Annotated in this window: 26 protein-coding genes and 2 riboswitches; of the genes, 2 read left to right on the top strand and 24 right to left on the bottom strand. The window is 44.1% G+C overall.

What is annotated here, in order from left to right:
* The 11 genes from DSOL_RS05010 to DSOL_RS05055 all read right to left on the bottom strand — a co-directional run.
* Positions 1-367, bottom strand: a 367-nt coding sequence (locus tag DSOL_RS05010) for a recombinase family protein (protein WP_139314386.1), incomplete at its 3' end; no start/stop codon positions are given.
* On the bottom strand, positions 315-620 hold the full coding sequence (locus tag DSOL_RS27095; protein WP_139314387.1) for a hypothetical protein: 306 nt from the start codon (positions 618-620) through the stop codon (positions 315-317). The genes DSOL_RS27095 and DSOL_RS05010, both read right to left, overlap by 53 nt.
* Positions 621-679: 59 nt before the next feature.
* A complete protein-coding gene (locus DSOL_RS26670) occupies positions 680-1294 on the bottom strand; it encodes a recombinase family protein (protein WP_083642316.1) in 615 nt (204 codons plus the stop codon).
* Positions 1295-2893: a recombinase family protein gene (locus DSOL_RS05020; RefSeq protein ID WP_075363792.1), complete on the bottom strand. Its 1599-nt coding sequence runs from the start codon at positions 2891-2893 to the stop codon at positions 1295-1297. It abuts the gene before it with no gap.
* 83 nt (positions 2894-2976) lie between these two features.
* Positions 2977-3138, bottom strand: a complete 162-nt coding sequence (locus DSOL_RS27840) for an SHOCT domain-containing protein (protein ID WP_170871442.1) — start codon at positions 3136-3138, stop codon at positions 2977-2979.
* A gap of 14 nt (positions 3139-3152) precedes the next feature.
* Positions 3153-3539, bottom strand: coding sequence for a recombinase family protein (locus DSOL_RS05025; protein WP_075363793.1), 387 nt, complete (start codon positions 3537-3539; stop codon positions 3153-3155).
* Positions 3540-3793: 254 nt separating this feature from the next.
* Positions 3794-4003 carry a hypothetical protein gene (locus tag DSOL_RS05030; protein ID WP_075363794.1) on the bottom strand — a complete coding sequence of 70 codons (210 nt, stop codon included), beginning with the start codon at positions 4001-4003 and terminating at the stop codon, positions 3794-3796.
* Positions 4004-4082: 79 nt separating this feature from the next.
* Complete coding sequence (locus tag DSOL_RS05035) at positions 4083-4499, bottom strand: sigma factor-like helix-turn-helix DNA-binding protein (protein WP_075363795.1); 417 nt, start codon at positions 4497-4499, stop codon at positions 4083-4085.
* A gap of 1091 nt (positions 4500-5590) precedes the next feature.
* Positions 5591-5680, bottom strand: a riboswitch (cyclic di-GMP riboswitch).
* A gap of 55 nt (positions 5681-5735) precedes the next feature.
* Positions 5736-5921, bottom strand: coding sequence for a DUF2680 domain-containing protein (locus tag DSOL_RS26675; RefSeq protein ID WP_083642317.1), 186 nt, complete (start codon positions 5919-5921; stop codon positions 5736-5738).
* Between the two features lie 102 nt (positions 5922-6023).
* Positions 6024-6272 (bottom strand): thioredoxin family protein, encoded by a 249-nt coding sequence (locus DSOL_RS05050; protein ID WP_075363797.1) that lies wholly within the window; start codon positions 6270-6272, stop codon positions 6024-6026.
* Positions 6273-6330: 58 nt separating this feature from the next.
* Positions 6331-6663: an ArsR/SmtB family transcription factor gene (locus DSOL_RS05055; RefSeq protein ID WP_075363798.1), complete on the bottom strand. Its 333-nt coding sequence runs from the start codon at positions 6661-6663 to the stop codon at positions 6331-6333.
* 370 nt (positions 6664-7033) lie between these two features.
* Between DSOL_RS05055 and DSOL_RS05060 the strand changes: the two genes are divergently transcribed.
* Together DSOL_RS05060 and DSOL_RS05065 are read left to right on the top strand one after the other, a co-directional pair.
* A complete protein-coding gene (locus tag DSOL_RS05060; protein WP_075363916.1) occupies positions 7034-7312 on the top strand; it encodes a sigma-70 family RNA polymerase sigma factor in 279 nt (92 codons plus the stop codon).
* Between the two features lie 90 nt (positions 7313-7402).
* Positions 7403-8002, top strand: a complete 600-nt coding sequence (locus tag DSOL_RS05065; protein ID WP_235838698.1) for a DUF2703 domain-containing protein — start codon at positions 7403-7405, stop codon at positions 8000-8002.
* Positions 8003-8072: 70 nt separating this feature from the next.
* Here the strand turns inward: DSOL_RS05065 and DSOL_RS05070 are convergent, their stop codons facing one another.
* The 13 genes from DSOL_RS05070 to DSOL_RS05125 all read right to left on the bottom strand — a co-directional run bounded on the left by DSOL_RS05070 (position 8073) and on the right by DSOL_RS05125 (position 24822).
* Positions 8073-11324 (bottom strand): molybdopterin-dependent oxidoreductase, encoded by a 3252-nt coding sequence (locus tag DSOL_RS05070; RefSeq protein ID WP_075363800.1) that lies wholly within the window; start codon positions 11322-11324, stop codon positions 8073-8075.
* 17 nt (positions 11325-11341) lie between these two features.
* Positions 11342-12424, bottom strand: coding sequence for an NrfD/PsrC family molybdoenzyme membrane anchor subunit (gene nrfD / locus DSOL_RS05075; RefSeq protein WP_075363801.1), 1083 nt, complete (start codon positions 12422-12424; stop codon positions 11342-11344).
* Between the two features lie 13 nt (positions 12425-12437).
* Positions 12438-13145, bottom strand: coding sequence for a 4Fe-4S dicluster domain-containing protein (locus DSOL_RS05080; RefSeq protein ID WP_075363802.1), 708 nt, complete (start codon positions 13143-13145; stop codon positions 12438-12440).
* Between the two features lie 249 nt (positions 13146-13394).
* On the bottom strand, positions 13395-14042 hold the full coding sequence (locus DSOL_RS05085; RefSeq protein WP_075363803.1) for a response regulator transcription factor: 648 nt from the start codon (positions 14040-14042) through the stop codon (positions 13395-13397).
* Positions 14039-15529 (bottom strand): HAMP domain-containing sensor histidine kinase, encoded by a 1491-nt coding sequence (locus DSOL_RS05090; RefSeq protein ID WP_235838699.1) that lies wholly within the window; start codon positions 15527-15529, stop codon positions 14039-14041. Before DSOL_RS05090 ends, DSOL_RS05085 begins: the two co-directional genes overlap by 4 nt.
* Position 15530: 1 nt before the next feature.
* Positions 15531-16499 carry a substrate-binding domain-containing protein gene (locus DSOL_RS05095; RefSeq protein ID WP_075363804.1) on the bottom strand — a complete coding sequence of 323 codons (969 nt, stop codon included), beginning with the start codon at positions 16497-16499 and terminating at the stop codon, positions 15531-15533.
* A 326-nt stretch (positions 16500-16825) separates the two neighbouring features.
* The gene (locus DSOL_RS29695) at positions 16826-17092 is read right to left on the bottom strand and encodes a cytochrome c biogenesis protein CcdA (RefSeq protein ID WP_345788361.1); all 267 of its coding nucleotides are present in this window, start codon (positions 17090-17092) and stop codon (positions 16826-16828) included.
* Positions 17064-17408, bottom strand: a complete 345-nt coding sequence (locus DSOL_RS29700) for a cytochrome c biogenesis CcdA family protein (protein ID WP_345788362.1) — start codon at positions 17406-17408, stop codon at positions 17064-17066. Before DSOL_RS29700 ends, DSOL_RS29695 begins: the two co-directional genes overlap by 29 nt.
* Before the next feature lie 183 nt (positions 17409-17591).
* The gene (locus tag DSOL_RS05105; protein ID WP_075363805.1) at positions 17592-18806 is read right to left on the bottom strand and encodes a molybdopterin molybdotransferase MoeA; all 1215 of its coding nucleotides are present in this window, start codon (positions 18804-18806) and stop codon (positions 17592-17594) included.
* Positions 18807-19025: 219 nt separating this feature from the next.
* A riboswitch (molybdenum cofactor riboswitch) is annotated at positions 19026-19157 on the bottom strand.
* A gap of 128 nt (positions 19158-19285) precedes the next feature.
* Entirely contained in the window at positions 19286-20308 is a 1023-nt protein-coding gene (locus tag DSOL_RS05110; protein WP_075363806.1) for a molybdopterin-binding protein, read from the bottom strand.
* A 439-nt stretch (positions 20309-20747) separates the two neighbouring features.
* A complete protein-coding gene (gene tatA / locus DSOL_RS05115) occupies positions 20748-20942 on the bottom strand; it encodes a twin-arginine translocase TatA/TatE family subunit (protein WP_075363807.1) in 195 nt (64 codons plus the stop codon).
* A gap of 139 nt (positions 20943-21081) precedes the next feature.
* Positions 21082-21747 (bottom strand): TorD/DmsD family molecular chaperone, encoded by a 666-nt coding sequence (locus DSOL_RS05120; RefSeq protein ID WP_075363808.1) that lies wholly within the window; start codon positions 21745-21747, stop codon positions 21082-21084.
* A 264-nt stretch (positions 21748-22011) separates the two neighbouring features.
* On the bottom strand, positions 22012-24822 hold the full coding sequence (locus DSOL_RS05125) for a molybdopterin-dependent oxidoreductase (RefSeq protein WP_075363809.1): 2811 nt from the start codon (positions 24820-24822) through the stop codon (positions 22012-22014).

Raw genomic sequence — 24822 nt, forward strand, 5'->3', positions numbered from 1 at the left:
GCTGTCGGATGTAGGTAATGCAATCTACGGTATTGCGGGCAAATCGGCTGACGGATTTGGTCAGCACCATGTCAATCTTGCCTGCCATGCAATCTTCAATCATTCGGTTAAAATCGGTACGTTTTTTGGTGTTGGTTCCGCTGATGCCTTCATCCGCATAGATGCCTGCGAACTTCCATTTTGGATTTGACTGTATTTCTCTTGTATAATGCTCCACCTGAATTTGATAGCTTGACTGCTGTTGTTCCAGTTCTGTACTAACACGGCAGTAGGCCGCTACTCGCAGTTTCTTTTCCTTTGCCTTTTCATTTAAATTATAAATCGGATCGGCAGGGATCACCGATACTGTTCTTGCCGCTCTTGCCATGATCAATTCCTCCTTTTCCACGTAATGTGTAGGTGGTATTTAGCGTGACACCATTGATCAGCTCGAATCGTAGTTGGCCGATCTTTTCCACCGTAATGCTCTTGATGGTGGCCTTGAATAAATCCTCATCAAATGCTGTGATGGGCTTACGAGTTTGAAATATCGCTTTCAGCTTCCTGGTTTGATACTCAAAGTCATCTATCGTTGAGAGCCGATACTGCTCTGCAACTCTTTTGAATAATAGCTCCGCCAATACCGCTGGTTCCGAATCGCTTTTATGTAATGCGCCAGTGATTTGCAGGGTTAGCTTTATTAATTCCGTACTCCCCTGTGTGCCTTGACTGTGGGGTGAGTCTCTATCACATCCGGTTTTTCAAGCACCCGGTTGATGATCTCTATAAAGGCGGCTTCCAGCTGATGGTCATCAACTACGCCGCTTTTGCAGCAGACCCTATTGTCAACAATGTAGCGCTTGCATTTCCAGTTGCATTTTTTGTTTCTATCGTGATGCTCGGTGTAGCGCCGGAACACGCTTCCGCATTCGCTGCAGACCACCTTGCCGCTAAAGGGGTAGGTGCTGGTGATGCCGTTGGCATAGTAATTGGTATTTCTATTAAGTTGCGTATTCTTTTCTTCTCTGCATGCTTTTACGCTATTGAATACTTCCTCTGTGACTATGGCAGGGTAGAAATCATTGCCGATATATTTGCAGTTGCTTAAGATTTTCCCGATGGAACCGTGATTCCAGGAAGGTTTTCCGTTGGCATTTGGTATTCCCTGTTGAGTCAGGTCTTTGGCCATTTGCAGAAGGGATATTCCCGCGATATACTCGTTGAACATTTTTCGGATCAGATCTGCCTTTTCAGGTAGGATGGTTACGGTTCCGTTGATGATTTTATAACCGAAGGGCATATGCCTTTGCGCCATTTAACTCATTTCCTCTCCAATAAGCTCTGTAAGCTCCAATCCGTTGATTAAGTGGAAGGTAAGCGTTACTTTTGATTTCACGATGATCTTTTCTACCATCAGAGAGAAGATAGTTTCATCGAAGCTCTCCATCAGGTCCTCCTGCTTTTTGAGGATGGTGATCAGCTCATGGGTCCTAGTGATTTGCTCATCAAAATCTGTATAATCAAGGAGAGCACTGCGCTGAGCTTTTAATTCCGCAAGCTCTTTTACGATGAAACTATTTTGCTCTATAAAAAGAACAGAGTCAAGATATCCTTTCGACCTCAGTCTACTCAGTACATGACTCTGTTCCGTTAGTTCCGATATTCTGCTGTTAAGTTTTTTTATCTGCGATTCATATCCTTGACTGTAATGGAGCTTTTTCAAATCCTCTGATAGTGGGATTAGGATTGGATCACAGTTGCTTTTCAGCTTATTATATAGAATAATGAATGCTGATTTGAGGTAATCCTCTTTGATGGCTGTCATGCTGCACGCTGTTCGCTTTCGGATATGCTTACTGCAGCACCACTGCTCTGTTTGGTAGAGCATGCCTTTGAACAGCTTCTGTCTTTTGAAAGTGGTTCCACATTCGCCGCATATAATCTTGCTGGTGAAGGGGTATCGGTTATTGTACTTCTCAGTGTGGGCAACCATTTCTTTTTCTTTTCTTCGCTGGTCCATGATTTCCCTGACACGCTGGGCTTCTTCTCTTGTAATAATGGGTTCATGGCTGTCCTGTATAAAATACTTTTGTTTTTGGCCCTTATTCTTTTTCCGGATGAAAGGCACTGTATCGGTGGTAAAGGTCTTTTGCATCAGCATATCGCCGACATATTTTTCACTGGTCAGGATTTCCGTAACTACATTTTCTCCCCAGGCTTCTGCACCTCTTCTAGTAGAAACACCTTCTTGTGTCAGCTCCCTGGCGATGATATAAGAACCCTTGCCGTTTAAGTAGTCGCGGTATATCCTGCGGACGATGACGGCTTCCGCTTCATCGATGATGATTTCACCCGTGGCATCCTTAGTGTATCCGTAGGGAAGGCAAGAGGGATTCCATTCCCCTGTTTCGAACTTTTTTTGTATCGCCCATCTGTTGTTTTTGGAGATGGAAATGGATTCTTCCTGGGCTGTAGAACCGAGTATGGTGAGTACCAGTTCGCTGTCCACCGTCAGGGTGTTGATATTTTCCTTTTCGAAATAGATGGCGATTCCAAGTTCTTTCAGCTTTCTGACCGCTTCAATGCAGTCCTTGGTATTTCTCGCAAACCTGGAGATGGATTTGGTGATGACCCTATCCACCCTTTTGGCTTCACAGTCTTTCATCAGCCTCAGAAACTCGTCACGCTTGTCTTTGCTGGTGCCGCTGATACCCTCATCGGCGTAGATGCCCGCAAACGTCCAGGCGTCGTTGGCCTCGATCAGCTCGGTGTAATACGCTACCTGTGTCGAAAAGGACTTTTGCTGCTCATCGAGGTCTGAGCTGACACGGCAGTATGCGCATACACGTAGTTTGGGGATCGTTTTTTTCTCTGTTTTTGGGTTGATCGGGTTGATCATGGTTACCTTGGTCATACGCATCCTCCTTTCTTTTTTTCAGAACAGACGTCCTGTTAGCAACACACAGTACTACACAAAAAGCACTATATCAAGTGTTTTTACATATATACCTCTACTAATTGTGGCGTGTACAAACGCTGATTTATTTGGTCCGCTTCCGTAAACTCGGAAAGGGTAATAAGCCCCTTTCCAAGCATGGATTTCAGCAGGGAAAGCGCCATTTTGTATTTGATTTCATTGGCTAGTTGAGCTTGTGACATGGCTTCATCCTCCTTTACATCTGGATTGTGTCTATAATATTGTCAATCGCTTCATTGGGGGCTGTGATTCTAATGGTGCCCTCCGCGATAGAGACTGCCTCCACACCCCATCGGTTAAGCTGAGCTATGTATGCCAGGGTCGGAAGTATATCTCGCCCAAGGCAAGAAACCTTTTTAATTAAAACGGCGTCCATTTGTTGTCCGGACGCGGCTGCTGCAGAAACCTCTTTTATCCCTTCCCGGTCCATGCACCGTCCACTACCGGTATCATAAGATTCTCCCACTACCTTATAACCAAGGCTTTTTGCATGGCGTAACAGCTCATTTCTTTGGGCTTCCATCAATTCAGGATCGCCATTGGCTACCCGGTAGTAAGTCCACGCTCTTTTCTCATCTCCCATAATCTCGTACCTCCTTAAATTTGAGGCCTTAATATCACAAGGATGCAGCGGACTTTGAGTTCCGCTGCATAGTTTCTGATATCAAAGCGGTTACGCTTGTTCTCCATCTTCGGCCTGTGCTTTATTTGACACTACTTCCCAAGCACCGGGGCAACAGCTCAAACTACCTGTAGTTAGCAGGCATCACAGGAATTCCACCTCCCCGAGAACCTCCGGGCTGCACTCTTGGACTTAACCTCGACTATGCAGGAGTATCATTGTAGGCTGTTCAGGTCCTGGCGAAGCAATCCACCACAGATTGGTTTATGGTCAAACATTTCTCGCTCATAGCCTTTGATGCGATCGGTTTTACGGGCAATTTGTCCGCAGGCTGTTCTGGCGTGTTTACCAAGGTCGCTTTCCGTTTTAGCAGCTGAACAGTTAACGTATTTGAGCTGTTGGATATGGACGGCTTGCGCCGACATTTTTCAAAGAGCAGTGAGGGATAAAAAAAGCCCCTCACTTCTATAGGGAAAAAAGTGAGGGGTTGAGCGGATTTCTTTTTTACTTTTCTATAATTTTTTTTAATTTCAGTAGAGCTTTGCGTTTTCTATCGTTGATTGTTTTTTGTGGTATTCCTGTTTCTGCCGATAATTGACGCTCACTCTTACCTTTAAAAAACAGTTCACTAATCAGCATTCGCTCGTTTTCATCTAAAAGAGTAAGACCCCGCAACATCTTGGCAATCATTTCTTTCATGATGATCCTGTCCTCTATGGATTCCTGCGCAGATACAAGCAAATATTCCACTTGAATACCCTTTTCGTGGCAGGCTTCAAAGGATATATTGTTTGTTTCTGCCAATTCATTAAGATACTTCTCCCTATCTCTGCATTGGAAGTAAGCCATATAGACTTCTTTACTCACAGCAATCCGTTTCTTTTGAACGACTAACGTGTATTTACGCTCGTGTTCTTCCATGAGCTTGTCCTCCATTTTTAGATTTTTTAATCTGAAAAATGAAGAACAAGCGGAGGAGAACGGCACCCGATTGAATTTTCTAAGAAAGAAGAAAGACCAAACTTATGGTCGTTTTCCACTAAAAATTTTCTTATTTTCTCACAGGCACTATGCTTGTTACAGTTGATGCTTCTGCTCTTGACGCAGAGCTTGTCCGCATTATGATTTATGTCCAACCAGAAAGACATAAGGATAATGCCGCACTTGACCTCGTTCCAGGTATTTAATACCTGGAATAAAAGTCCGTTCCTGACTCTGACATTGAATTTCGGGATCTTCAGCTGTTTATATATAAAATCCAGTTCTTGTTCCGGTCCATAAAAGCAAAGCTTTCCACGGTTTCGCTGGTTAAACTGTGAAAATAGGATTTCATCTTTTAACTGGTATCGGTTGCCCTTTAACCAGTTTCTTAATTCATTTTTAAAGATTTTTTGGGAGAAAGAAGAATGTTTAAGACATACCAGAAGTCGAAAACAGGAATTTTTTGTCAATAACAAAACCGCAATTTGTTTGTTACAAATTGCGGTTTTATGGTCTGTTTGAGGCATATTGAATTGTGGAAATGTTGAGAGTTGCGTAACATTCTCTGAGGGTGGAACGTAATTTGGATCGGTGAAGCCACCCTCGGCATGGATATCCTTACACCACTGTACTTCAGCTATTTTAACCTTTTAATTTTTAATAAAGTTACATTTTTCATTTGTCAGCACCTCGCCTACTTAAAATGAAAAACAAAAATCTTGATAATAACATCATCCATATTTCGGTAATAATTTGTCGAAATGCGACCGTATCCATGTTGTTCTCACATCTCAATTAAATTCCTTAAATGAAGCGAGGACTCGGTTGCTATATGCCGTATATGTAATTTTTGCGCACAAGGTCGGCATCTTGCCTCCGGCTTCCTTCTGAGTCCTCATCACCCCTTACCTTTACCTAACAACTGGTGCTAGCAGCCATCGTAGTGGACTTTCAGTACTAAAGTCACGAATGCCATGCTCAAAAGACAAAAAAACCTGCCGCTAAGAGGGCAGGTTTAGACACGTAGTCTCTGCGGTAGCCAGGCTATCATAGTGCTGGTAAGCACCTTAGACCCTATGGCTTTGCGTCCCTATCTTTTGACAGGTTTGCCCTTAGCGCCGATAATTCAATTGTTATTTATAACAACACAACAATTGTTTGTGTTAGGAGGAAACGCTATATCCCCATGCCCGGATCGAAAACCTGACCGTTCGCTAGAGCTTGTTCACTGTATTGTTGGCGCAGGTCGATAGAACTCTTCATAGCGTCAGCCTGTTGTTGGGTAATGAGACCAGCCCCAACTTCTTTGTCTACTATTGAATTTCCAACAATAATCTTGTCCCTACCGCCGGAGCTGTGAATAGTAGAATGGGCCTAACTCACATGTGAACTAAGTAGTTATAAATGGTCTTTAAATAAGGCCGTAATAAGCCCGCCACACTGAACTATGGTATGGCGTGACTCTTACTTAGCATTCAGCTCTTTTTCTAAGATCTCAATTTCGCGTACCTTATTCGGCACTTTCCCAACCAACTTAACCACCCCATTGATGACTAGAGCAGGAGTACTCATCACCCCGTAAGACATAATCTTTTGCATGTCTTCGACCTTTTCAACGTGTGCTTCAATCCCAAGCTGGGCTATGCCCTCCTTAGTTACCTTTTCTAACTTCGCACAATTCGAACACCCAGAGCCTAAAATTTCAATATCCAAAAGTCCACCTCTTTTCCTTGTAGTTAACACGTTGTAACAGGATGGCATTCCTGCCGACCTAGCGGTCGGCAAAATGCCTCATCAAAGCTTCTCCTTCTTGAAATTGTTGGGCAAGAATCTTCTGGACATTCTCCAGAATAGTCAATACTTCAGGGTATTTGACGCGATACATGACTTTTAAGCCCACTTTAGTCGATGAAATAATTTGTTGCTTGCGCAAAATACTCAAGTGTTGAGATAAATTCGACTGTTCAACTCCCAAATCCTCGATCAGCTCACAAACACACACTTCTTCGCCGTTCTTCGCCAGTCGTTCGAGGATACGTACCCGGGTAGGGTGCGCTAAGGCCTTAAAAAAATCACTCTTCATGGATACGATCTGTTCTTCCACATAAACCCCTCAAATCTTATTTTTATTATAATCTGCCCATGAAGCTACTATTTAATAATATTATAATATATCTTTAGATACAAATACAACTAGATGCTGCAATTTAAGTTTAAATTCAGCCCTAAAGCGCGCGCATGGTACTTGAAAATTAAAGTACGATCAGCCAAGAGTATTACGTCCACTTTAAGCACTGGAATTATTTATTATAAAGTAATTGACAGGCTGTATAACTTGCGTAGAATATTGTTGAGAGGTGTGCTGGGAAAGTTTGATAGAGTGGCACAGTGGAATCAATTATCAAAATGCAGTCGAGGACAACATGAATTAAAGGATGAGTGTATTTAAGTGGACATATGATAGTGAGGATAAGTTGACTGCTAATGACGAAATTGCCCAATGTTTAAGACCAATGATCAGTCATTTACCTGAAAAATACAAACAAGCGATCATATTAACCGAGTTTCAGAATCTGACTCAGAAGGAACTGAGCGAAAGAATGGGTTTATCGGTATCAGGAGCAAAATCGCGGATTCAAAGGGCACGGCTAAAACTGAAAGAAATGCTCTTAGGCTGCTGTCACCTAGAATTTGACCATCGGGGTAATGTCATAGATTATCAACATAAATGCAGTGATTGTAAATTTTGTTGAAAAAAAGGCGTATAATATGCGTCTTTTTTTCATGTGCTGCGTCTTTATAGGTAAAGTCGAAAGACAAATAACTATAAGGAGTTGTTTTTAGTGGTAGATAACAATGTTTCTGTAGGCTGTTCCTGTTGTTCAGATTGTGGTGAGACGACACTGAATACCCAAGCCGTTACTCCAGATGGCTGTTCCTGCGGCCCGGGTTGCTGTGATGTTCCGAAGGATGTCCAAATGGAGAAAAAACGAATTGTCATTGATTTTTTGTTTCTTGATGTTAGCGTTTGCACGCGCTGCCAGGGAGCGGATACAAGCCTTGATGAAGCCTTATCAGAAGTTTCAAAGGTTCTTGAAGCTACGGGTGTTGAAGTGTTGGTCAACAAAATCAACGTTGTTAGTGAAGAACTTGCCAAGCAATATCAGTTTATAAGTTCCCCAACAATCCGCCTGAACGGACGTGACATTCAAATGGACGTTAAAGAAAGTTTATGCGAGTCTTGTGGTGATTTGTGCGGGGATGATGTCGACTGCAGGGTTTGGGTCTATCAAGGAAACGAATACACTATACCACCTAAAGCAATGATTATTGAAGCATTACTAAAAGAAGTATATGGTGGGAGTAACGATGAACAGGAAGTGCCGAAATATTCCATACCAGATAACTTGACAAAATTCTATGATGCCATGAAAAAAAAGTAAATTTACGAAAGACCCCCACCTCAAGAAGTGGGGGTCTTGAAAATTGGATAAAGTGGTGGAAGGTTCTTAATTAAGCTTTAACAACCTTTACACGAGTATCATAGAAGCAAATACTTCCACCCGTAATATCCTGTAGCCCTACATTTTTAAGAACGGGGTCTACTCGCATCACCGGATTGAAATGCGTTCCTTTTCCTCGCCGGGGATCTCCCTTAATAACCTTGCCGTCCACGGTAATATCGCGAGATCCATAGGCAAAGTGCCCAAAGCTCACATGGAAGGCTACTGTTCCAGGACGTATCCCTTGGACTAATTTCACTTTCGCGACCATCTGAATTTCGCCTTGAGGTCCGAGCTTCCAGACTCCATCTGGGTTCGTTGCCGAAAGAAGACGAACTTTATCCCCATCTTTGATTCCCATTTTTTCCCCATCGACTGCATTCATCATGATGCTGTTTTCTTTCTCCAGCGCTAACAACCAGTAGTTTCCAGCCGTTCTAGACTTTGTGTGTTGAATCGGGCGATAGGTAATTAAGCTAAACGGATACCCATCTTTTTCATCGGTCAGTAATTTACCAGTGCAATCCGCTGGGCCAGGCACATAGGCCGCATGAGGAATAAAGCTCTTACCCGTCATGGTATTTTTGGTCTTGGCGGTCTTCTCCTGGTAAATATTAATAAGTGCTCCATACTTGTTCTTCAGTTTTTCTCCATCGTAGGTGTCCGAATCATCTTGGAAGCGTCCGCCTCGGTTTAGAACATAAATTACCTTTTTCCAATTAGCAGCCCCACACGCTTCTTTCCAACGTTCTGGATCAAAAATCGATTTTGGAAGATGCTTCCGAGCCGCTAGGAAAATCTTCTCTTCCTCTTCATTAGCCTCTGGAACTGGTTTTCCATCCGTCGCTACATTAGCAACTTGTTTCAAGTAGAGGTGGTCTTGATGGGTTAGCGGAACTCCTTTTTCAAAACCATCCGGACCAAAGCCAGGGAGATTCATTTTCTCGGCGAGTCCAAGAAGGAAGCTCTCAAAACTCATCGGCATTTCCTGTCCATAGACTTTCGCATTATCTGTGAGCGGCGGTGCGGCAGGCTGGCGGACCGGTTGGGTCTTATGAGGAATACTCGGATGGCCCCCTTGGAATTCCCATCGTTCCAGATACGTAAGATCTGGAATAATATAATCCGCAAAGGTCGAAGTCTCGCCCACGGTAATATCAAACGTTACAAACAACGGGACTTTCTTAACATCCGTAATAATATCAACCAAAGGACCCGCAGCTGGCAACGTGTAAATGGGTGACCCCATATAAAGGAACAACGCTTTGCAGGGATAAGGGTAAGCATCTCCCATAGAAGGAAGAACCTCCTGGTAGACATCACTCGCTAAGGGGAACCATGGCCGTTTCGCAGGATACCCGCTAAAGATCGTCGTATCTTCGTATTTCACATTGTGACGGATACAAGAGATCCCGAAGTCTGGCAATTTGCCCGGTTGGTTTCCAATGTTATAGACCTGTCCTTCTTTTGCACCGGCAGGACTGTAGTCGGATTTTTTAATAAATCCTCCCTTATAGTCAAAATTCCCATTCAAAACATTGAGCGTAAACCAGGCAAAGTTATTATAGAAGCCATTCGTATGTTGGGAAGGTCCACGATGGATATCGACCACCGCTTTTTTGCCATGGCTCGTAAATTCCTTAGCCAGAGTTTCAATGTCCTCAGCTACTACCCCTGCAATCTCTGCCCATTCTGCAATGGTTTTTCGGCTGGCTTCCTCTTTCAGAATCACCAAAGCGCTCTTAACTTTAATCCCATTGATTTCAGTGTCAACAAGCAAATCTCCAGTTACCGCCTCGGTCTCACTGTTGGGATCAAACATAACTGGTTTGCCGTCTTTAAAGGCTACGAACAGTTCATCTTCATACTCCAGGCCCTCTTTGGTGGTCTTCTTAACTTTAGCACCACCGATTTCATGCGCTCGTAAGAATGCACCAGGTTTTCCGTTTTCAATCTTTACAAGCCAAGCACCATTGGACCAAGTTGGTTCTCCAGCCGCTTTAGCAGCTGCCTTATTAGCACACGCTAGAAATTTAGCATCATAGCGTTGGTTCTCGATGATCCAGCGAATCATTCCCATAGCAATTCCGGCATCTTCTCCCGGTTTAGCCGGCAACCATTTCCACGCTTTAGAGGCAAGTTTCGAGAAACGTGGATCAATACAGGCAAACTTGAGACGTCCGGACGAAAGACCGTCGATAATTCGGGAAGTCTGAAGTGGCGGCCCATAATTTGCTTCAAAATGGTTTGCTCCAACAAACAGAATAAATTCCGCCCCGGTATACTCCCCCTGCCAGTAGAATTTGCTTCCTCCTGTCCAGGACATCGCATTCTTTGCTGCATCATATTGCCATTGTTCACTCATGGCTTTACCTGTGAAGTAAAGAGAACCTTGGCATACCGTTGTATGACCGTGGGCATTGGTGGAACCCATCCCTCCAATGGCAAAACGCTTCAGTAAATCTGCACGTCCATCCTTTAAACGCCCCCATTGAAAAACGAATTGATTATTCTTCGGACCAAAGTCCGGATGTTCTGGATCAATCAATTTATCCATATGCTCTTTGAATTTTTCCTTAAATCCATTAACGAGCTGTTGCTTCTTATCCTTGTCTTTCTCGGCGAGGATTTTCGCGATCTCTGCGGACATCTCTTTCCCAAGTTTGGCATCTTTCACCGCGCGGATCTGATTGAGGCCCTCCACTACGCGGTCTTCCTCTCCAGGCACATTGGCAAAAAGTTTACCTCCGTTGGTAATCTCTTCTAGGGCTTGTTCAAACGAAATACCAACCCATTTGTTTTCTCCTCGCTTGCCAACCCGTTTTAGAACCTTACGAATCCGGTATGGGTCATAATATGCCTGGAGTCCAGCCTGCCCTTTCGGACAGATGGCCGCATCCACTTTACTGATCGTGTCTTTGTAACCCGATGTATACGGTAAATGAGGATAGAGATTCCACGGGGAATAGGGACTTCCTTCAATTTTTAGAGGCATCCCCTCACCAGATTTTACTTTAATAGGGCAACCTGTATTACACTGTAAGCAAGAGGAAGTAATGATAGATTCTGGATTGTTAAATCCGTACTCCCGACCATCTTCAAGAGTACCGGCATTTGCACGCCTCCCCATGTCTAATAGCAAGGGACTACCGCCCACAAACGCTGCGCCTGTAGCGACTGTAGCTCCCGTTAAGAATGTTCTACGACTAATCTTCCTTTTGGTAATTATTTGCTCTAGTCCGTCCGTTTCTTTCTTACTCATCGTTGTACCTCCTTTTCTTAAACGTTGACTGCTTTATTCGATTTTGTTGAACCCTCAGTATGGTCAACCAAGACTTTGGGAATCAACCAAGAAATTGCTAAAACGACAGTGGCCAAGAGTCCAACTGCAACCAACCATTCTACGATCGACGGTGTATAGCTAAGACTCAATCTAGAATCTTGGAACGCCTCCGGCAATCCGTTTAAATCCGGCTGAGTGAACGCGGCCGTCACAAACGTGACCTTATAAACCAATATTCCAACTAACGACAGAAGTGCTCCAAGAAGAGCCGTTGCTGGTTTGGTCAAAAGATAAATGGCGACTACACCTCCAAGCCCTACAAACAGAACCCAGAATCTCCAATCTGTCATTTGGGCCATGGCTTCCGGCAACTTCATTTCTAAGGCAAGGTGCCCTACTTCGACTATGAGATGCAAGACTATGGCATACAGTAACAGTTTGCGCAGTCCACTATCATCTTTCTGAAGCAAATCAGGTGCCCATAGGGCAGCTACTCCGTATACCAAAGCTCCTCCAGCAACAATCGCTGACGTGACGAAGGCGAAGGCACTCCCCCAAGAATTCCACAGAGGACGGGCAATCATCTCTCCAAAAAACAAGGTTTCAGCTCCGAGAAATACGATCGATAAAACAAGACCCAAATAGACTAAGGGTGAACGTACACTTGAAATTCCTTTAAACACAATAAATGCCACCGTAAGGATAAACAGTGCATACCCCCACGACGCCCAAGCTAGCGGAGACATAACCGACGGAGAAAAAAAGATGCTAATTCCTTTCATAGGTTTTCCAAGATCAAGCGCAATAAAGGCAAGTGCCCCAATCAGAGAGATGGCTGCAGAACCAAAACCCACTTTAATCCAACGCACTGAATTATTCTTATACCCTAACCAAAAGCCAAACCACGTAGCGCCTGCAGCAGCAGCGACTAGGAAAATATATAGGCTGACCCAGAGTCCCCAGGGAACGTAACTCCCGTAATTAACAACCGAATCTCCCCAAATAAACGCTTTGCCGACCGCAGAACCGATACCGATCAAAGCTAATAGACCCAAAACCCACTGACTCAGTTTATTCATGCACCTTCACCCCCTATAGATAATATACTTGAGGTCCGGTCCCCAAGGTTTCTTTTAAACGAGTTGGTTTTCCAGAACTTAGCACCTTGTTAATGAGACTATTCTTATCATTGAGGTCACCAAAATATGTGGCCCGTCCTATACAAGTTGAAACACAAACAGGTAACATTCCTACTTTTATACGACTTGTACAAAAATGACATTTACGGGCACTTCCCACGACAGGTGATCCATGTCCAGTTCTTGAGTACTTCTTCCCATATTCATAAAACGTTGATGTTTCATAAGGCTGTAGTTGTGGAGTCCCTGAAGTATAGTAACTTCCGGTGTCAAAGGTCCGAGCCCCATAAGGGCAATTAGCTATGCATGAACGGCATCCGATACATTTTTCATAATTGATCTCTACAATTCCGTCTTTTCTCTTGAAGGTTGCTCCAACAGGACAAACCTTGACACAGGGTGGGTTTTCACACTGCATACAGGGTCGGGGTAAAAAGGAACGTTTGACCATCGGGTAACTACCGGTCTCTTCCTCCATGACCGGTCGGTAAACCACTCCGGGGGGGAGTTTGTACTCTGAAACACAACCGATGGTACAGGCATGGCAACCTACGCATTTGCGCGTATCGATTAACATACCCCACTTAACGGACTCAGCTGGTCGAGCTAACGCAGCTTCTACCTCTTTCTGCATCGTAATGATATTATCATCTTGAGCCATGGTCTTCCTCCTTGCAACTATATTTGACTTTGTATTTGATTTCATTATTACATATAACGATTTATATAATAATCAGTAAAAACCCTGAAAATCTATCAGGGTTTTTGCGAAGGGCAAAACTATAAAACCCCAATACCTTTTCAAGTGACAAGACAAGGCAAGACAATGGGACGGTTCTTCTGTCTAAATAAATTTAGACAGAAGAACCGTCCCATTTCTCGCGCTAGTCCCCAAAAACACGATTTTCAGTTAAATATAGCCTTCTTGCATAGCATAGCGGACGAGTTCCGAACGTCTTTCACACCCGGTTTTTTCCATAACTCGGGCTTTGTGGGTCTCGACTGTTTTGATGCTGACATTTAACTTTTCACTAATTTCTTTATTGGTATGCCCTAAGGCAACTAGCTTTAAAACCTCTGTTTCGCGACCTGTCAAATTACTGCTCTTTTTAGAGCTTTCTCTAGTTTCCGGCTGGAAGATGGACTGAATCAGCATGCTCGCCAACGTTGGATGAAGAAATATCTCTTTCCTGGCAACCGCACGCACTGCCTGTAAAAGTTCAGAATCTGCAGCCTTCTTCAAGACATATCCACTGGCACCCGCCTGCATTGCTTGCTGAAGATACTCTTCTGCCTCGTGCATAGTCAGCATGAGAATCCCGACGTCCGGGGTTAATTGCTTAATCCGGGCAATGGCCTCAATTCCATTCATACCTGGCATGGAAATGTCTAAAATGACTACATCAGGCTGGTGTAATTGTACCTTTTCTAGAGCATCCTCTCCACTCACTGCTTCGCCAATCACCACCATATCTTCTTGAGAATTAAAAAACATTTTTAACCCGGTACGCAAGATCGTATGGTCATCGACCAGCAACACGCGTGTCTTTTCGTTCATACTCCCCCCCCTTTTTCTAGCGGTAATCTCACATAAAGCGTTGTTCCCCGACCCGGTTCGGATTCAATCTCAAAGGTCCCGCCTAACAGTGCTGATCGTTCTTGCATACCGGCAAGCCCTAGATTTTGTCGGCCCTGGTTACTTTCGCTTATGACTTGCTCAACATCAAATCCTACTCCGTCATCTTCTATAATCAGATTCACACTCTTAGGTCGAATCTCCAAAACGATACTGACATTACGAGCTTTAGCGTATTTTGCTACATTCGTCAATGCTTCTTGTACAATTCGGTACAGATTTGTCTCCACTTCACTCGGCAAGCGTTCCATCACTTGATTATGAACCTCAAGATCTACCACCACGCTGTCCTGCTGGCGTCTGTATTCAGTGACATAACGTTCCAGCGCCGCTACCAAGCCCATATCGTCTAATACTGTTGGGCGTAGTTCAACTGCTAGGCGATGCACATCTTCTAACGTCAAGTAGGCAACTTTTCTTAAGTCTTCCGCCATGCCTCTTGCTTGCTCCAATTCATTTTGCTGACTTAGAAGTTTCAACCCAATGATCAAGGATGTCAAACTTTGACCCGCCTCGTCATGAAGTTCGCGAGCAATCCGCTTTCTCTCCTCTTCCTGCGCAGAGATCACTTTATTCAATAATTGTTGGCGAATTTGTTCTTTGTCCATTAACTCTGCCAATAATGCTTCTCTCTCTTGAGTATACCGTTCCAAGCTCTCCGCCATTCCATTAAACGAACTACCAAGCTGCCCAATCTCATCCTGCCCCCCAATACTCACGCGTTGGCTTAAATCTCCTTCAGCCACTGCTATGCTCGCGTCAACCAAGCGTTTTATCGGTCGCGTTAAAAGATTAGACATGATAAAGGCACCGAACAAACCTAAGATAGTAATTCCTAAAGTTGTGACCATGAGCTTTATTGAGAGGGCATTAATGGTTTGATTCAGATTGGCTTCAGACATGCCGATACGCACCCATCCAGTATTCCTCTCAAGCGGTACTAAGACATCAAGAATAACACCCTCCTCGGAATCAACTTCTATCACATCCGATCCGATAGCGTCTTTCTCAAGCTGACGTAATTCCAGTAAGCCCACAGGAATTCCTTGTCCGAAGTTATGCGCAACTAATTGTCCCTTTTCATCTAAGATAAGAACATAGCGAACATCTTTATTATGCATTGAAACTGCTTTTGTCTTCTCAAATAGGCCGATCAAATCCCCCACGAGTATCAGATTCATGCTCTCAGAAGCGACTTCGTTCCCAATCGTGACCGCTCGTTTCCTTAGTTGATCGTCTAAAATTCCAGTCACATAAGACCGCATATCAATAATAACGGTTAAGCCTAATAGACTGATAAATACTGCAACAATCCCCATAATTTTGACATTAAGAGGGACCGCCTCTTGGATTTTTTGGAGTGTTCGATCAGGGAAATACTTAGTTATTCGTTTCATCGTTTTAATCATTTCAAGTCAAGCCTACTTCATGGGCCATCGTCTGTATCTTTCCATAGATTGCTTGGTCTGGATGAACAAAACGATCAAAATGTAAAAGTCCCATTGCTTTCCGCCCCTGTTCATCCATATGCATGGTCAGCAAAATGTTTTTTAAAGTTGCTATGAGTTCTGAATTAGCTTTAAGTGAGACAACAACTGGAGGGTTCCCCATCGCTTCCGATTGGTCAATCACTTTAATTTTCCCCCTGATACTTTCATCACGTGCCATAGTCAGGTCATAAATCAAACTATCAACGGCGGCTCCATCTACAATGCCATCAACCACCGCTCGAATCGACTTATCATGACTATAGGTAAAAACTGTCTGCCCAAAAAAATTATCCGGTTGATATCCCTTCCTTTTCAACATCACTTGGGGAGCAATACGACCTGAAAACGATAAAGGGTCCATGTAAGCGAAGGATTTCCCTTTCAAATCAAAAAGCGAAGATGCACTTGACGATGAAGGAGCAATGATATAGGAACTATACGTAGTGGACCCCGCAATTTGTGGGGTAACCAAAATTTGTTTGATTTGATTTTTCCCGATGTTCCCTATCAGTGCTCCGGAACAGATGAACCCCAATTGGACTTCTCCAGCCTCAATCAGACGATTTGTCTCAGTATAGTTTTGCCGCTGAACCATCTTGACCTTCATATTGACCCGCTCTCCGATGATATTTAGCAAATCCCCGTAGAGATTGACATTTTCCATCGGCGAGATAACCGAAGCTACCGCAATATTTAACACGGGCTTCCCTCCCAATTCAGGGTCTTGTTCTGGAGGCGCCTGTAGCTGAGAAAGCTGAATCTTTGGACGTTCCTGGTTAGTCTTGGGGTTCCAGAATCCCAAGGCCGCCGTTCCTAGGATTCCTAGCTGAACGACCCCTAAAGCACCCATCCAAATTACTTCTCGACGCGTAAAATCATTTTTGGACACTTTAACGACCTCCATACAGTGATTGCTTAATATAAACTCTCCTATATTCTACCTTGTTTTACTGCACCATGTCACGGAATAGATCTAATTTCCTTAATCCATCTTTTGGTTTTAGACTTATCATCTTAATCTAGCAAGCATTTCACCTTGTTCCAAACAAGGTGAAATGCAGAAACTAGCACTTACTTATGAAAAGTAAGTGCTAGTTCAACCAAATCAAAATCCTAAATAGAACATATAAAATGCTATGAGCAGAATTACGCTACCCATGACAATTCTTAAACCCTTGCTGAAGGCACCATATTTGTTGTTTGATGTCATACTTGTTACAAAACCAACGAAGTTCCTGCGACAAGCACTAAAGCACTATGCCCTATGGAGTAGAGCAATAACAGAAGAATTCCCCATAACAGGCTGCCTCTTTCTGCTACAACAACGAGAAGTGTAATCAATACCGGCGTTGCACAGGGAGATGAAAACACACCGCCTAATATTCCCGCAATAAATGCTCCGATGTATCCTCTTCGGGCGTTCTTGGCAATGAGATAGGTTGACGGAATGAAATTATATATCTCCCATGTTTGCAAGGCCATTTAACACCATCAGCACACCTAGCAAAAGATACCACCATGACGAGGATGTTCCCATGAGTTTACCGACCAGTGAGGATGCGACTCCCAATGTGGTAAAGGTGACTGCTGAGCCTGCCGAAAAGGTAAGCGAAAGCCAAAAGGCCTTTTTTGGGTCATGGTTTCCAGTGCCGCCTACATATCCTATGACAAGTGGAACGCTTGATAACGAGCAAGGAGTTAACGAAGTTAACATTCCCGCGAGCAAAGCAAGCACTGGCGCTACCCACATACTTTGCGAGATAAGTGTCGAAAGAATATCAAGCCATTGATTGATCATTCAACACCCATCTCCTTAAGTACAGCTCTAAGTTGTGCTTCTCCTTGATGTGCAGTATAAACGTGTTTATTGGTATCACGAGTGGAATACAACTCCATTTGCATAGCTTTTGCATCTTGAGGCACAAATGGATTGCCGTTTTTATCAAAATAGAACTGGGTTGGGATTAAGCCTACCTGAAAATCAGCAGCTGCATCCCGGAATCCGACCAGCCATCAGGAGTTCCCCAGGTTCTACTGGCCCATGGTTTGCTGGAACATCTACTAACAAATGGCTACCAATCATGGAACGAAGAATTCCTGATCCTTGAGCCGGAGCAAGATCAGCCCAAATTTCCCCATTTTTAAACACCGCTTGAGCACGTAAAAAGCGTCGTTGTTTCCCTGTCTTTCCAAAGCCACTTGCCATTTTAACCAGAAAATGTCCATCTTCTGCAGTAGTGCGTCCCGCCAATTTGCGAAGTGCAGGACGAACTAAAAGTTCAAACGTCACCATAGCAGCCGCGGGATTTCCTGAAAGGGAGAAAAAGAACTGCTTTTCCTTTAGCCCGACAGACACCGGAGTCCCCGGCTTCAGATTTAATTTCCAAAACAGCATTTCACATCCAAACTGGGCCAGAGCATGGCGCATTATATCATAATCCCCCACAGAGGCTCCGCCAGTCGCTATGACCATATCGGTGTCCGCAAGCCTTTTCAAAACTTCGATGGTCTCCACGATTTGGTCGGAAACGATGGGAATCACGAAAACCTCGCACCCAGCTTCTTGAAGTATCCCGCGTAGGGTATAACTGTTACTGTTATAAATCTTTGCAGGGCGTAAAGGTTGCCCTACGTCCATAAGTTCCGACCCAGTGGAGAGCAACCCCACACGCGGTCGACGGTATACAGTGACTTGATCCATGCCAACTGCGGCTAAGAGCCCAATACCCGGTGGAGTTAAAAAGAAACCCTGTTTCAGGAGGAGATCCCCTTCTTTGATCTCCTCTCCTCTATGTATAATATTAGAACCAGGTAATACTGGATGCAAGATTGTCACTTCATCACCGACTTGCTCAGTGTCTTCCATCCTCACTACACAGTTAGCACCAGGCGGAATGGGGGCACCCGTGAATATCTTTGCAGCCTCACCTAGTGCTATAACTCGCTCTGGGAAAGTTCCCGCCGGAATCTCACTTACCACGTTAAGCCGAAGTGGCTTAGGGTCACCTTCCGTAGCTAAATAAGCATAACCATCTAGAGGCGAACGATCAAACGGTGGCATGGCAATTTGTGATGTCACGTCAATAGCCAATACACGCTTATAGGCATCCGTAATTGAAATGCGCTCTGTTTCAACCGGCCGGATGCGGCTAAGAACTAATTCTAACGCCTCTTCTAATTCAATCATGATTTTCATACCGATCTTTCCTTCCACTGTAAATCTCGACTGGCATACAGTATTTACAGCGCAGATTACAGCGATCTGTCACTGAGATTATAAGATAGTCAATTTTCCTTTGAAATTGATCCTGCATTACAATCCTCTTTTCAAGATTAAATTCTGTAAAGAAACCTTGACTAATGCAAATAATGCAAATAAAAAAAACCGCGGTCTGTAAACAACCGGGGGATTTAATCCACCTGTCGACAGACTCCTTTCCAGCAGGAGATATTACGGTTTCCCATAATACCCGAGTGCCTTAAAGGCACTTGTCTGGTCACCATAACTTCTGCTTTAGGTGATCCAGCTTTGGAGCGATGACGAAATAATTTAATTTCTTCTATATTTGTACGGTCTCCTATGATTTAATTGTTCCAAACAGGAAGACGTACAATGGTACATTTTACAATCTGTGAGGTGCTTTCTTATTTGAATTCAGATATGTGAATTATTTTTTATTTGCCGAAAGAACAACGGGGATACGTGCAGACTGGACATTCGAGACAAAGACCACCCATTCCTAGCTTGATAATATCAAGCCGGGACAGTCGTTCACCCGTAAGCATCCGAGGTGCGACTAAATCAAAGACGGTTTTCTTAGAATACATGACGCACCCAGGCAACCCCATGATGGGAATATCTCCGAGGTAGGCTAGCATAAACATGGCTCCTGGTAAAACAGGTGCACCGTAAGTAATGAGTTCTGTTCCCATTCCTTTAATCGCTGCCGGGGTGACGTCATCAGGATCTACGGACATGCCACCACTGACTAAGATCATTTCTGCTCCCATACTTATTTGGTTTTGAATGTTACTTTGGATCAGGGACACATCATCACTGGCTAACGCTTGCTCTATAACGGCTGATCCCCAGTTTTCAACTTTTGCTCGTAGTACAGGCCCGAATTTATCTTGAATACGTCCATGATAGACTTCACTTCCCGTGACGACGATGCCAACCTTCAAGTGTTTTAGAGGCCGCACATCCAGAATAGGGTTAGAATACGTTCCGGCGATTTCCTCCGCTGCAAGGATCACTTTCTCATCAATCATCAGAGGAACGACACGGGTTCCAGCGACTTTATCTCCTTTTTTGACGGGGTAATGATTGTGAAGCGTGGCGAGGATGACCCCTTCTAAAGCATTCAACTCCAAAATGCCATTTTCTGAGGAGTAAAGAAGGCCGTCGTGGGCAGCGGTTAGGGTGATTTTTCCTTCTTTGGGCTCGTCAAGGACTAGACCGGAACCGGATACTACTCGGGCGAGTCGCTCCGCAGCTTCATTTTCATGAATTAGACCGGGCGTTTGATCCCAGACGTAAATATGTTCTTTCCCCATGCTCAGCAGGACAGGAATATCTTCTTCCTGAACGACATGCCCCTTGCGAAACCGAGGACCTTTAATGACACCGGGAATAATTTGCGTCATGTCATGGATAAGAATGGCACCAACAGAATCTTGCACTTTAATTTTTTCCATTGTGATAGCCTCCATTACATATGAAAGGTGTGTTCACTGGCGAATGATTTCAATGGTGCGACACGTTCCTATGTTGATTAAAAGCCTAGGCATCAGCAGCGATGCTGAGGGCACTAACATCTCGAAGAAGCCGAATGATGGGGTAACGCCCTGAAAAGCTCCTAGGGGTGTTTATGAATAAGCATCGAAACGTCTACATCTCGGTGAAGTCGTGTGGGAACTACTTTAGGGAGTAAAACCAATTAACGAACTTAACCACTACATAGCTATCTCTAGCAAAAACCAAATACTTTGCCCTCTGCTAGAGACAGTCAACAAAGATAAAGGACTACTACAATGGACCGTATCAGAAATGGGTAGTTTATCTTCATCCATTGTTACAACGCGCTCTCCAGTTCTATACTGTAAAAGTGTTAATCAATAAAAAATGAACAATTATTCAATCAATTTTTTCAGTCTTAATTTCTTTATCTTCTTTTCTCTCTTCACCCTCACTAGCCGATTTAAATTCTTTTATCCCTTTGCCTAATGATTTCCCTAATTCCGGTAACTTTCCTGGTCCAAAAATAACCAAAGCAATGACAAGAACTATACCCGCTGTCATAGGCGTAATAAATCCAAAGGTTGTTAGCATAATTGTCCACCTCCATTATTATACTACCCACAATTCTAAAGTTGTGCGCAACTCTTTTATGTTTACGCACAGGAAGTTCAACTTGCTGTAACGTGAAAAAAATACACCTGATTTGCCTCAAAGGGGCGTAAGGCCTTTATTATACGATTTGCTCCATACTATCAGTTAATCCTTCTTTCTCCTCTTCTAAAAAGGCCCTTAGCAAATGTGCCATGCCTCGATAAAAATCGGTATCTGCTTTCATCTCTAACACATTTACAAACTCAAAGATCCACGAATTGAGATGAGCCTGAAAAAACCTCACTTGCCATTCTTGAAGTCTTTCTTCATCCTCGACGTTTTTCGCAGTACTTGTACGACGACAAAGCTTTGCCATAAAAAAGAGCTCAAGGGCGATATGATCCGGGATAAGATCCCAGCCCTCTGCAAAGGCAATCTCCCATTCCTTTAAAATGCGATGCATATCCTGCGCTGGTTCTTGCCACAGCCGCCCATACGTCCCATCAATATTCCGATGGGTATAGCAAGACTCATAGGGAAACGTCAGTTTGGGTCCCGGCACATTAAGCAAAGCATCATAGTCCAGTTGAAGTTCTTTAAAATACTCGGGGTCTTCTTCTGCTCTTTTTAGGGCTTTTACGAGTTCCTCTTTGCCTGAAATATCGGGTAACCCCATTTTAAGTTTCTCACGGAACCTTGGATTTAACCATGAGTCATCAACTTTTCGGGCTAATCCCCCGGCGAACAAACTGTATAGATTTGCACGTGTTGCCGACTCGTTCTGAAAATCTGCTGCCTGAGTCATTTATTCACCTTCCTACCTAAAATATAACGGACTCGAAAAGCGTTCACTTTAATTATGTCATACTTTTAGTTCATTAGAAATCAGTACAAAACCCTGAAAATTAATAGGGTTTGACGAAGAGGAAAACCGAATGGCTTATTTTGGTATGTCCGAAAATGACTAACTTTAAACTAAATAAGCTTGCGTGCCGTTGTAGAAAGCAGAATGCAGGAAGGGACGCCTTCCTGCATTCTGCTTTTACCTAAATACGCCAGCTCTCAAATTCTATGCCTTTTCGACTTTCACACGAGAATCATAGAAAGAGCAGCTTCCACCGATTTTATCTTCGAGGCAAACATTTCCGATCGAATCGTCTACTCGCATAGCATAGTTAATATTTACCCCTTTGCCGCGCTTCGCATCTCCTGGAACATTTTTGCCGTCAATGACAGCATCAGCCGCACCATAGTTCCAGTGGCCATAGCCAACACTAGCGATTACTACCCCTGGTCGCACACCCGGGCGCAAGCGGACTTTCCCTTTAACTCCCTCTTTATTACTAGGTCCACTTACTTTAACTAAGTCACCATTGTTTAGCCCGAGCTTTTGCCCATCTTCATTATTCATCTCCACGAAGTTCTCCGGTTGAATCTCCGTTAGCCAGGGTGCTGAAATGGTTCTACTATGAGTTTGGAAGGCTTGTTTGTAAGTTGTGGCAATAAAGGGATATCCGTCGTCCTTAACTTCTTGGTCCTTAGCATCCCTCACCGGATAGTATGTGGGAATGCCATCGAAGGTTTTACCCGTCATGGAATCTTTGGTCGTCGCTACTTTTTCGGCGTAAATAGTACATAGGCTAGCTACTTTACTTTTCATCATCAGCCCTTCATAGGCCCCACCTGCATCAAAAACTCCGCCCCGATCAAGGATATATTTAACTTGCGCTTCTTCAGTAACCCCTGGTATTTTTCCATATTGGCTCGCAAAGTTAGCTACCAATTTCAAATACCAATCTTCTTCTTTATTAAGTGGCATCCCCGCCCCAAAACCATTATCCCCAAATCCCGAAAGGTTCATTTTCTTAGCTAGGTCAATGCAGATATTTTCCAGTGACTTTGTCTGGGGCAAAACATGCGTCATGGGTTGACGAACGTCAGCCACTAACCCCAAAATCGTTGGCGGGGCCCCTAAAGCATTCCATTGTTCCATATAAGTGACCTCGGGCAGAATATAATCTGCATACATCGAGGTGTCTCCAATGACAATATCTGTGGAAATAAAGAGGGGAATTTTCTTGGTATCCTTAAAAGCAGCGATAACTCGGTCTTTCATTCCAGGTATAGCATAAGCTGGGGTTCCCATGTGTAACCAAAGTATCTTAGCCGGATATGGGTATCCATCGATCACTCCTGCCACGACCTCCTGGTAAACATCCTTGGTTAAAGGAAACCAAGGGCGCTTGGCAGGATAGCCATTTTTCTTGAATTCAGTGGAATCTTCATAGTTAGCCTGTTCCCGCGAAATCCGAATTCCCTTTGGCTTAACCGCACCCGCATGAAGTTTAGCCACTTGGTATTTTCCGTTCTTATCTCCCATATAACTCAGGGTGGTTCCACCCGCTTGATACCCACCGCGATGGTCAACATTACCTACTAGGAGGTTCAAGATACATACAGCTCGACCCGCTTGGAATCCGTTCGTGTGTTGTACCGGACCCCGATAAAAATCTGCCACGGCAAGCTTGCCGTAGGATGAGAACTGATCGGCAACCCTATCAATTTGTTCTTTGGGCACCCCGCAGATTTTCGCATAGTCATCAAGACTTTTTTCTTTTGCTCTCTCTGATAAAAGCTGGAAGGACGTTTTACAAGCTATTCCATTAACTGTAGCTTCCCCGAGCAAATCTCCTGCATCAGCTTTCCCTGCTAAAGTTGGAACTCCAGCGACCAGAACGACATAGTCATCCTTAGTCCCTCCCAGCCCCGCTTCATCACCGCGCAGGAATTTGCCGTTTTCATTACGCACCAAATAGGTGGCGTCCGACCAGCTCGATTCTCCTTTTTTTGCAGCGGCATCCTTAGAAGGAGCTTCTAAGAACGATTTGTCATAGCGTTTATTGTTGATAATCCATTGGATTATCCCTAAGGCCAGCGCAGCATCCGTCCCTGGTAGGACCGGAACCCACTCATCGGATTTAGAGGCACTCACAGAGAAACGTGGATCAACTGTAATTAACTTGCCCTTATTTAGTTTGAAATTAGCTAATTTACGGCTTAATCCATTCATCGGGAAATTTGCTTCCCCATAGTTAGCCCCAAAATTAAGAATGAGCTTAGCGTTTTCAAAATCGGGCTTCAAATGCCCTTTGCCCGCAAAGGTAAAGGAAGTGGCGATATGATGACTCTGCTCACAAACCGTTGTGTGTTCAAACCAGTTAATCGAGCCGAACGCATTATTCACAAAACGTTTTACAAGCTCAGAACGACTATTCTCAATCCGTCCAGCTAAGAAGACAAATTGATTCGCTTTGGGACCCAGCTCTGGAGCTTCCGGATCGATCGGGGTATTTAAATCGTTGACGGCTTTAAGTCCCTCGACATTCCCTTCCCCAAAAAGGTTTCCACCTTCAATAATTTCCTTATAGGCTTGATCCCAACTAATCGCCTGCCACTTATTCTCACCCCGTTTGCCTGCTCGTTTTAAAGGTTGTTGAACCCTTAATGGATCATAAAGTAGTTGCAAACCGGCTTGCCCACGAGGGCAAAGTCGCCCTGCTGACTTGCGGGCTTCTTTCGGATCAGTATCATATTTAAGAGGAGTATCCGTTGACATCTGGCTATAGGGATTGCCATCTAACTTAATAACCACGCCGTCTTTAATTTTTCCTCTTAAACTACAGTCGCTGCGACATCCTAAGCAGGTCGAATAGATAAAGCTTACGCTGGGGTCAGTATCGAGTGCATCTTCGGCCGGAGAACCATTTTTCCAGCTTGGAATCCCTTTGGACGTAGTATCCGCGAACACCATAGGTGCAACAGCCATCGTTACACCAAAAGCAGCAGCACCCTGGAGAAACTTTCTACGTGTTGTTTCCAT

The sequence above is a fragment of the Desulfosporosinus metallidurans genome, from assembly GCF_001936615.1.
Taxonomy (GTDB): domain Bacteria; phylum Bacillota; class Desulfitobacteriia; order Desulfitobacteriales; family Desulfitobacteriaceae; genus Desulfosporosinus; species Desulfosporosinus metallidurans.

Coding starts and splice junctions, on each gene's coding strand:
- DSOL_RS05120 (WP_075363808.1), bottom strand. CDS start 21,747: ATGACTCAGGCAGCAGATTTTCAGAACGAGTCGGCAACACGTGCAAAT.
- DSOL_RS05025 (WP_075363793.1), bottom strand. CDS start 3,539: ATGGGAGATGAGAAAAGAGCGTGGACTTACTACCGGGTAGCCAATGGC.
- DSOL_RS05020 (WP_075363792.1), bottom strand. CDS start 2,893: ATGACCAAGGTAACCATGATCAACCCGATCAACCCAAAAACAGAGAAA.
- DSOL_RS05090 (WP_235838699.1), bottom strand. CDS start 15,529: ATGATTAAAACGATGAAACGAATAACTAAGTATTTCCCTGATCGAACA.
- DSOL_RS05125 (WP_075363809.1), bottom strand. CDS start 24,822: ATGGAAACAACACGTAGAAAGTTTCTCCAGGGTGCTGCTGCTTTTGGT.
- DSOL_RS05085 (WP_075363803.1), bottom strand. CDS start 14,042: ATGAACGAAAAGACACGCGTGTTGCTGGTCGATGACCATACGATCTTG.
- DSOL_RS05035 (WP_075363795.1), bottom strand. CDS start 4,499: ATGGAAGAACACGAGCGTAAATACACGTTAGTCGTTCAAAAGAAACGG.
- DSOL_RS05080 (WP_075363802.1), bottom strand. CDS start 13,145: ATGGCTCAAGATGATAATATCATTACGATGCAGAAAGAGGTAGAAGCT.
- tatA (WP_075363807.1), bottom strand. CDS start 20,942: ATGCTAACAACCTTTGGATTTATTACGCCTATGACAGCGGGTATAGTT.
- DSOL_RS27840 (WP_170871442.1), bottom strand. CDS start 3,138: ATGTCACAAGCTCAACTAGCCAATGAAATCAAATACAAAATGGCGCTT.
- DSOL_RS05030 (WP_075363794.1), bottom strand. CDS start 4,003: ATGTCGGCGCAAGCCGTCCATATCCAACAGCTCAAATACGTTAACTGT.
- DSOL_RS29700 (WP_345788362.1), bottom strand. CDS start 17,408: ATGATCAATCAATGGCTTGATATTCTTTCGACACTTATCTCGCAAAGT.
- DSOL_RS05070 (WP_075363800.1), bottom strand. CDS start 11,324: ATGAGTAAGAAAGAAACGGACGGACTAGAGCAAATAATTACCAAAAGG.
- nrfD (WP_075363801.1), bottom strand. CDS start 12,424: ATGAATAAACTGAGTCAGTGGGTTTTGGGTCTATTAGCTTTGATCGGT.
- DSOL_RS26670 (WP_083642316.1), bottom strand. CDS start 1,294: ATGGCGCAAAGGCATATGCCCTTCGGTTATAAAATCATCAACGGAACC.
- DSOL_RS05110 (WP_075363806.1), bottom strand. CDS start 20,308: ATGGAAAAAATTAAAGTGCAAGATTCTGTTGGTGCCATTCTTATCCAT.
- DSOL_RS29695 (WP_345788361.1), bottom strand. CDS start 17,092: ATGGCCTTGCAAACATGGGAGATATATAATTTCATTCCGTCAACCTAT.
- DSOL_RS05105 (WP_075363805.1), bottom strand. CDS start 18,806: ATGAAAATCATGATTGAATTAGAAGAGGCGTTAGAATTAGTTCTTAGC.